The sequence below is a fragment of the Frankia sp. CgKIO3 genome (assembly GCF_977946435.1).
Genome location: NZ_CDWTMO010000257.1, coordinates 1,126 through 4,079, shown reverse-complemented (window position 1 = coordinate 4,079; position 2,954 = coordinate 1,126). Strand labels below are relative to the sequence as shown.

Below are 2,954 nucleotides of genomic sequence, written 5' to 3'. Positions count from 1 at the left end.
ACCATTCATCGCGTCTCGACCTGTCTCCTGGTAAGGATGGTGATCATGGATCGTTGTCGCTTTTCTGAGGCGCGGCGTCGAGTGCTCTTGGAGTCAAGGGGGTTGAAGGCTGCTCCGAGGAGGAGCTCAGGGCTGGGGAGAAATCATAATCGCAGGTCAGAGCGCAGGGGTGATAGTCAAGGCTGGTGGTGGGCTGCGCCCGGTCAGGATGACGGACCGTGACGGGAAATGGGGTGCACGCACAAGCAACGGGACCACCCGGCAGGGTCGGGATTGTTGAAGTCACTTCCCCAGCCCCGGGAGACCCCGCCGCCGACCTAGTGTGTCAGGTTCCGCGGTCGCACGACCACGAAATCCGGCAAGGCCAGCGGAAACCCGTCAAGATCTTTGAGACAAGATCCGGTATGAACTCGCGAGACTGCCAAACTTCGCCCGCCTGTTCGGCGCCCGGCAGACAGACACTCGGGCGACAAGCACCGACGCCAGGCGACCCGAGCTCGGAACCGGCAGTCACCGTTGGAGCCGGTGAGATCGGGAAGCCCGGCATTGTACGAACCGGCTTCCCAAGCCCGCTGACCTGCACCTGACCTGCACCTACGGAGCGCTGCAGACTAACCCAACTGATGGATATAACCTATTTGGCTAGGCTAGAGACTGACTACGGAGCGTGGTGGACCTTGTGTACCGGCATCCAAACCGTTTGATCTTGGTCGCTGGCCCTAAAATCACTGTCCGTCCGGTCACGACACGTGCCCTGACCGGGGGTGATGCGCGGTGACCGCGCCTACCGGAACATCATCTATGGGATAGAACAACTTTTCCGGACATCTGGCGGTTTCGGACACTTCTGCGCCTCCAGGTCAGGGGAACCACGTCCTATCAGATCCAGGTACCACGATGATCCCAGAAGTGCGAAGTCTCATGTCGCGGATTCGGGCCGTTATGGAGGACACCTCGGTCGTGGTCCGTTAGAGGGTCCTCAGGTGGTGCCGTTGCGACCGATCACGCTGCCGAAGACATGAGTGTGCCCGGTCCTACCGCCAGAGGTTCTGTGCCGCCCAGCTTCGGGATCTGCTTACAGCTGGGAGGTCCAAGGGTTGACGAGTGGGACGCCCATGGCGGCGAAGTCGGCCTCGTTGCGGGTGACGAGCGTGAGGCTGTGCACCTGGGCCGTGGCGGCGATGAGCGCGTCGTGGGCTGGGCGCCGGTCGGGCACGTGAAGTCGCGCCGCCGAGCCGGCGACGACCTGATCGACGTCGAGCAGCCGGCCTGCGTATGCCGGGAGCACGTTCTGATCGAGCCATGAGTCCAGGACGGCCGCCTGTCGGGCATCGTGCCGTCGCTTGTTCTCAATGCCAGCCCGCAGCTCTAGCAGGGTGATGACGGAGAGGAAGGTATCCGATGGTGACAGGGCCGCGGCCCAGCCGTTGAAGCGGTCCTCGCGGCGTTTCGCGGGCTTACGGAGCTCGGAGATGACATTGGTGTCGAGTAGGAAGCTCACAGGTCGACCTCGCGCAGCGAGTCCCACGGCTGTAGGGGCTCGAAGTCGATCTCCTCCTCCAGAACGAACGCGTCTCCCAGGCTGCCCGCGGTTCCGGTGAGCCGCTGGTAGTCGGCGAACGACAGCAGGACGTGTGACGGCCGACCGTGATCCGTAATGATCACCGGACCGCTGGCGGCAGCCCGCTTGACCGCGCTCACGTCACGGTTGAACTCTCGCGATGAGACCATGGTCACCACAATCACCCCTCTGGTAGGTACGTACCTACAATATGCGCCGAACGTCGTTCGCGCGGCCAACCGCTGAAGCCAGCTCGCGCCCTTCGATGTGACCAGGGTCGCGTGACCCTGCCGCGCGGCCGGGCGACCGGCTTGCTCACCAGACCTGGTGAGCATCCAGGATGAACCCTCGCCGCCGGCAAGGTCGATCTGAGCAGTCGCCCCTTGACTTTTTCACTCCAGATCTCACAGGCTTCAAGTGGTACCGTGCTTAAAGGGTGGAATCAGGCATGGTCCCGCGGATCGAGATCGACGACGAGGTCTTCAAGTGCCTGCAGGATCAGGCTGCGCCCTTCGTCGACACCCCGAATTATGTCCTCCGTCGCGTCTTGGGGCTCTCCGCTCCAGCGGTGGCCGAAGAGCCGGGCGCGGCCCGTCCGCCTGGCAATCTCGCAAAGCTTGTGAACGCCGGACTCGTGAAGCCCGGGGACGGACTGACGCATGTCCGCAAGCGAAGCGGCGCGATCTATGAAGCGATCCCAATCTCGTAGACAGTCGACGTAAAGTCCACTGACTACCAGGAAGATCCAGGGATGGGATCGACGCGGAGGAAGTTCACCCAGGAGTACAAGGACGAGGCGGTCGCTCTCGTCCTTGGTTTGGACCGTACGATCGCCGAGGTGGCGAAGAGCCTTGGGATCAACGAGACGAGCTTGGGGTACTGGGTGAAGAAAGCAAAGGATTCCGACGAGGGCAGGGAGCGACCGCTATCGGTGTCCGAGCGCGCCGAGCTCGAGGAGCTCCGGAAGAAGAACGCACAGCTGCAGATGGACAGCTCTTTCTTAAAAAAAGTCGCGAGCTTCTTCGCGAGCGACCAGAAGTGAGGTTCGAGTTCATCTCGGCCCACGCCCCGAAGAAGCCTGCTCCCGCCGACGGTGTGAACACGTTCCCCGTCGACTACCTGTGCCGGAAACTCGGCGTCTCCCGCGCCGGCTACTACGCCTGGAAGAACCGCGGACCGTCGAAACGCGAGCGGGACGACATCACCTTGTCCACGAAGATCCGGGCGATTTTCGACGCGCACCACGGCCGGTACGGCGTGCGGCGGATCTTCGCCGACCTCCGCCGCCAGGGCGTCCGGGTCGCCTACAAGCGAGTCCAGCGGCTCATGGCCCAGCTGGGCCTGGTCAGCGTGCACCCGCGGCCCCGCAGGCACATCACGACCGTCCAGGCCG

General features: G+C 63.2%; 5 protein-coding genes. 3 read left to right on the top strand and 2 right to left on the bottom strand.

The window, feature by feature from the left end; all coding sequences use genetic code 11:
• Nucleotides 1-1,075: 1,075 nt before the first annotated feature.
• Together AC08OJ_RS19155 and AC08OJ_RS19150 are read right to left on the bottom strand one after the other, a co-directional pair.
• Nucleotides 1,076-1,501: a PIN domain-containing protein gene (locus tag AC08OJ_RS19155; RefSeq protein WP_476594645.1), complete on the bottom strand. Its 426-nt coding sequence runs from the start codon at nt 1,499-1,501 to the stop codon at nt 1,076-1,078.
• Nucleotides 1,498-1,731, bottom strand: a complete 234-nt coding sequence (locus AC08OJ_RS19150) for a type II toxin-antitoxin system Phd/YefM family antitoxin (RefSeq protein WP_462188549.1) — start codon at nt 1,729-1,731, stop codon at nt 1,498-1,500. The genes AC08OJ_RS19155 and AC08OJ_RS19150 overlap by 4 nt, the downstream gene beginning before the upstream one ends.
• 278 nt (nt 1,732-2,009) lie before the next feature.
• Between AC08OJ_RS19150 and AC08OJ_RS19145 the strand changes: the two genes are divergently transcribed.
• From AC08OJ_RS19145 to AC08OJ_RS19135, 3 genes are all read left to right on the top strand, one after another.
• Nucleotides 2,010-2,270 carry a hypothetical protein gene (locus AC08OJ_RS19145; RefSeq protein ID WP_462188548.1) on the top strand — a complete coding sequence of 87 codons (261 nt, stop codon included), beginning with the start codon at nt 2,010-2,012 and terminating at the stop codon, nt 2,268-2,270.
• Nucleotides 2,271-2,312: 42 nt separating this feature from the next.
• Complete coding sequence (locus tag AC08OJ_RS19140) at nt 2,313-2,603, top strand: transposase (RefSeq protein WP_476594646.1); 291 nt, start codon at nt 2,313-2,315, stop codon at nt 2,601-2,603.
• Nucleotides 2,600-2,954 (top strand): IS3 family transposase (locus tag AC08OJ_RS19135; RefSeq protein ID WP_476596460.1); only part of this gene is annotated, 355 nt, incomplete at its 3' end. The genes AC08OJ_RS19140 and AC08OJ_RS19135, both read left to right, overlap by 4 nt.

Excerpts from the sequence above, each read along its gene's own strand:
- AC08OJ_RS19140 (WP_476594646.1), top strand. The coding sequence starts at position 2,313 with ATGGGATCGACGCGGAGGAAGTTCACCCAGGAGTACAAGGACGAGGCG.
- AC08OJ_RS19145 (WP_462188548.1), top strand. The coding sequence starts at position 2,010 with ATGGTCCCGCGGATCGAGATCGACGACGAGGTCTTCAAGTGCCTGCAG.
- AC08OJ_RS19150 (WP_462188549.1), bottom strand. The coding sequence starts at position 1,731 with ATGGTCTCATCGCGAGAGTTCAACCGTGACGTGAGCGCGGTCAAGCGG.